The following is a 4,862-nucleotide window of genomic DNA, read 5'->3' as shown; positions in this document are numbered from 1 at the left end:
TGGTCGAGCCGACGTCCATGAACAGGACGCCCGGATTGACGAGGTGGCGGATGGCCTTGAGCGTGCTCTCGGTGGCCGACACGGGTACCGCGATCAGCACGATGTCCGAACCTGACACCGCCAGCAGCGCCGATTCGGCGGCCACATCGATGACGCCCAGCTTCTTGGCCTGCTCCGTCGTGGACGGCGACTTGCTGTAGCCGACGACGCGTTTGACCAGGCCGGCTTTTTTCATCGCCAGCGCGAAGCTGCCACCCATCAGGCCGCATCCAATCACGCCGAGCTGTTGAAACATGGTTAGTTTTTCACCGGGTAGGCGCCCAGCATCTTGAAGAAGGCGCAGAGCTCGCGCAACTCAGCCAGCGCGTCGGCGACGTGGCGCTGCGTCGGATGGCCGTCGAGGTCGATGTAGAAGTAGTAATCCCACTGGCCGGTACGGGCCGGGCGGGACTCCAGGCGGGTCATGGATACGCCGTGCTTCTTCAGCGGCACCAGCAGATCGTGCATGGCGCCGGGCCGGTTGGGCACGGAAACGACCAGGCTGGTGCAGTCGCGCCCGGTGGCCGGCGGTGTGGCCATCGTCTGCGGCAGGCAGATGACGGCGAAGCGCGTGCGGTTGTATGCCTCGTCCTGGAWGGCGTGCGCGGTGATGTGCAGGCCGAAAACCTGCGAGGCACGTTCGCTGCCCAGGGCGGCCCAGGCCGGGTTGGTGGCGGCCAGGCGCGAGCCCTCGGCATTGCTGGAGACGGCTCGGCGCTCGACGTCGGGCAGGTGCTTGTTCAGCCAGTTCTGGCATTGGGCCAGGGCTTGCGGGTGCGCGAGCACCGCTTCGATGCCGTGCATCGAAGGCTCCTTGCGCATCAGGTTGTGGCGGATCAGCAGGCTGACCTCGCCGACCACATGGCAGGGCGTGTGCAGGAACAGGTCCAGCGAGCGCGTGACGACGCCCTCGGTCATGTTCTCGACGCCGACGACGCCGAACTGCGCGCTGCCGCTGGCCGTCGCGTGGAAGACCTCGTCGAAAGTGGCGCAGTAGGTCATGTCGGCGGCGCTGCCGAAGTATTCGAGAGCGGCCTGCTCGCAGAAGGTGCCGATGGGGCCGAGCAYGGCGACGCGCTGCGGCGACTCCAGCGCCAGGCAGGCGGACATGATCTCGCGCCAAATGGCCGCGACGTGCTCGGACTTCAACGGCCCCGGGTTAGCGGCACGGATCTTGTCGATGACCTGGGCGACGCGGTCCGGGCGGAAAAAGGGTGTGCCCTCGGCGCGCTTGATCTCGCCGACTTGCTCGGCGACGCGGGCGCGCTGGTTCAGCAGGTCCAGCAGCTGGCGGTCCAGGCCGTCGATCTGGTCGCGCAGCGCGAGCAGTGCCTGGGAGGCGACAGGTTCAGCCATGGCGGGCCTCGAAGTCCTTCAGGAATGACACCAGCGCCTGCACGCCTTCCAGCGGCATCGCGTTGTAGATGGACGCGCGCATGCCGCCCATCGACTTGTGACCCTTGAGCTGCAGCAGGCCAGCGGCCTTGGCCGCGGTCAGGAAGCTCTCGTTGAGCTTTTCATCCTTCAGGAAGAAGGGCACGTTCATGCGTGAGCGGCAGCTGGCGTCGACGCGGTTCTCGTAGAAGCCGGAGGCATCCAGCGTCGCGTAGAGCAGGCCGGCCTTGTCGATGTTGCGCTGCTCAATGGCGGCCAGGTCGCGCTTGCCGGCGTACTCAAAGCCTTTCACCCACTGGAACACCAGACCCGCCACATAGATCGCGAAGGTTGGCGGCGTGTTGAACATGGACTGGGCTGCCGCTACGGTTTCGTAGTTGAAGGCCGAAGGACAGATCTCCAGTGCGCGGCCCAGAAGGTCTTCGCGCACGAAGACCAGGGTCATGCCGGCCGGGCCGATGTTCTTCTGCGCGCCGCCGAAGGCCAGGCCGATGCGGCTCCAGTCGATGGGGCGCGACAACAGGTGGGAGGAGCAGTCGATGACCAGCGGCACGCCGTTGCCGATACGGGGCAGGTCATGGAATTCGACGCCGTCGATGGTCTCGTTGGTGCAGACGTGGACATAGCTCGCGTCGCTGCGAAGTTGCCAGTCGCCGGGGATGGCATGCCCGCTGCCGATGTCGGCGGCGATCTGCACGTCGGCATAGCGGCGCGCCTCGGCGGCGCTCTTGCGCGACCAAGAGCCCGTCACGACGACATCGACCTTGCCGCCACGGCTCAGGTTCAGCGGCACGATGGCGTTTTCACCCAAGCCGCCACCCTGCATGAAGAGGATGCGGAAGTTGGCCGGCACGGCGAGCAGCTCGCGCAGATCCCGCTCAGCCGCTTCCGCGATGGAGATGAACTCCTTGCCGCGGTGGCTCATCTCCATGACGCTCATGCCACTGCCGTGCCAGTCCAGCATCTCGGCCGCCACCTGTTGCAGCACCGGTTCAGGCAGTGTGGCGGGGCCGGGGGCGAAATTGAACGGGCGGGCTGTGGTCATCGAGATCCGGGAGGCTACTTCTTGGGCGCGGAGGCTGCGGGCTTGGGCGCGGCGGCCGGCGGAGGCTGCAGGCCCAATTGCTTGGCCAGCGTGGTCTGCAAGGCCTTGAGACGGCCTTCCAGCGTGGGGCCGGCCTCGGCCATCACCTTTTGCGCGACGGCCTTCTGCAGTTCGACGCTGGCAAGGCCGAATTTCTGGCTGACCGGCGATTCTGCCCAGGCGACGACCTGCTTCAGTTCGTCCTCGTTGAAGCGTTCGTCCAGCAGGGCCGAAGCCGTGGGCCCAATCGCCTTGGCGATCTTGTCCTTCAGGTAGGGCACGTTTTCCTCGATGAACTTCTTCAGCTCGGCGTCCATGGCCTTGGCCGTCGCGTCGCGCTTCTCGGGCGGCACTTGCTGCAGCGCGGCGCGGCCGCCTTGCGTCAGCTGCGGCAGGGGTTGCTGCACGATGCTGGCCGCCATGCTGTCGGCCATGCCCTGCTGCTGCAGCGCCACGATCTTGTCGATCAGAGCCTTCTTGGCCGGCGACGGATCGGCCAGGGCGGTGCCAGTGGCCAGGGCCAGGGCGAGGGCCAGGCCCAGGTTGCGAGAGGTCATGTGATCAGTCCTTGGGGGCTTCGGAGGAGTCATCGGTAAGGCCGGCCTCGCCATCTTCGGCAGGGGCATCGGTCTCGTTGGCGTCGTTCTCGACGATGCGCTGCAGGCCGGACAGCTTGCTGCCGTCGTCCAGCGCGATCAGTGTGACGCCTTGCGTGGCGCGGCCGAGTTCGCGGATCTCGCTGACGCGGGTGCGCACCAGCACGCCCTTGTCGGTGATCAGCATGATCTCGTCCTCGGGGCGCACCAGCGTCGCGGCGACGACGCGGCCATTGCGCTCGCTCTGCTGGATGGCAATCATGCCCTTGGTACCGCGGCCGTGGCGCGTGTACTCAACGATGGACGTGCGCTTGCCGTAGCCGTTCTCGGTGGCGGTCAGCACGCTCTGGGTTTCGTCTTCGGCCACCAGCATGGCGATGAGGCGCTGGTCGGGCTCGAGCATCATGCCGCGCACGCCGCGGGCGGTGCGGCCCATCGGGCGCACGTCGTCCTCGTCGAAGCGCACGGCCTTGCCGCCGTCGCTGAACAGCATCACATCGTGGTGGCCGTCGGTCAGTGCGGCGCCGATCAGGTGGTCGCCCTCGTCCAGGTCGACGGAGATGATGCCGGCCTTGCGGGGATTGCTGAAGTCCTTCAGAGAGGTCTTCTTGACCGTGCCCATGGCCGTGGCCATGAAGATGAAGTGATCTTCAGGGAAGCTGCGGAACTCGCCGGTCAGCGCCAGCACGACGGTGATCTTCTCGTCGGCCTGCAGCGGGAACATGTTGACGATGGGCTTGCCGCGCGAGTTGCGCGAGCCCTGCGGTACTTCCCAGACCTTGAGCCAGTAGACGCGGCCGCGGTTGGAGAAGCACAGCAGCCAGTCGTGGGTGTTGGCGATGAAGAGCTGGTCGACCCAGTCGTCGTCCTTCGTCTGCGTGGCCTGCTTGCCGCGGCCGCCGCGCTTTTGAGCGCGGTATTCGCTCAATGCCTGGCTCTTGATGTAGCCGGTGTGCGAGAGCGTCACGACCATGTCGGTCGGCGTGATGAGGTCTTCGGTGCCGAGTTCCTGGGCGTTGTGCTCGATGACGCTGCGGCGAGCGCCCAGCTTGGTCTGGCCGAACTCGTTCTTCAGCTGCACCAGCTCGTCGCTGATGATGGTTGTCACCCGGGCAGGCGTGGCAAGGATGTTGAGCAGATCGGCGATCTCCGCCATCACTTCCTTGTACTCGCCGACGATCTTGTCCTGCTCCAGGCCAGTCAGGCGTTGCAGGCGCATCTGCAGGATTTCGCCAGCCTGCGATTCCGACAGGCGGTACAGGCCGTCGGCCTGCATGCCGTACTCGGGCTCCAGGCCTTCGGGACGGTAGGCGGAGGGGCCACCGGCCGACAGCGTCTCGGTGCGCGACAGCATCTCGCGCACCAGCGACGAATCCCAGCTCTTGGCCATCAGGGCAGCCTTGGCGACGGGCGGCGTCGGCGAGGTCTTGATGGTCTCGATGAATTCGTCGATGTTGGCCAGCGCCACCGCCAGGCCTTCCAGCACATGGCCGCGCTCGCGGGCCTTGCGCAGTTCGTAGATCGTGCGGCGGGTCACCACCTCGCGGCGGTGCTCCAGGAACACGATGACCATGTCGCGCAGATTGCATAGCTTGGGCTGGCCATCGACGAGGGCGACCATGTTCATGCCGAAGCTGTCCTGCAGCTGCGTCTGCTTGTACAGGTTGTTCAGCACCACCTCGGGCACTTCACCGCGCTTGAGCTCGATGACCACGCGCATCCCGGACTTGTCGGACTCGTCCTGGATG

The 4,862-nt window shown here is 66.2% G+C and carries 5 protein-coding genes; all 5 read right to left on the bottom strand.

The window, feature by feature from the left end; all coding sequences use genetic code 11:
* A partial coding sequence (locus ACXJKR_RS24325) for a prephenate dehydrogenase/arogenate dehydrogenase family protein (RefSeq protein WP_457324999.1) occupies window positions 1-295 on the bottom strand: 295 nt, incomplete at its 3' end.
* Window positions 296-297: 2 nt separating this feature from the next.
* A complete protein-coding gene (pheA, locus tag ACXJKR_RS24320; RefSeq protein ID WP_457324998.1) occupies window positions 298-1,395 on the bottom strand; it encodes a prephenate dehydratase in 1,098 nt (365 codons plus the stop codon).
* Window positions 1,388-2,479 carry a 3-phosphoserine/phosphohydroxythreonine transaminase gene (serC, locus tag ACXJKR_RS24315; RefSeq protein WP_056202125.1) on the bottom strand — a complete coding sequence of 364 codons (1,092 nt, stop codon included), beginning with the start codon at window positions 2,477-2,479 and terminating at the stop codon, window positions 1,388-1,390. Before serC ends, pheA begins: the two co-directional genes overlap by 8 nt.
* 14 nt (window positions 2,480-2,493) lie before the next feature.
* On the bottom strand, window positions 2,494-3,075 hold the full coding sequence (locus ACXJKR_RS24310; protein WP_056202128.1) for a DUF2059 domain-containing protein: 582 nt from the start codon (window positions 3,073-3,075) through the stop codon (window positions 2,494-2,496).
* 4 nt (window positions 3,076-3,079) lie between these two features.
* Window positions 3,080-4,862 (bottom strand): DNA gyrase C-terminal beta-propeller domain-containing protein (locus tag ACXJKR_RS24305; protein WP_457324997.1); only part of this gene is annotated, 1,783 nt, incomplete at its 5' end.

Source organism: Roseateles sp. P5_E11 (assembly GCF_054049355.1).
The sequence above is the reverse complement of the archived record's forward strand: the minus strand, read 5'-3'. Positions and strand labels throughout refer to the sequence as shown.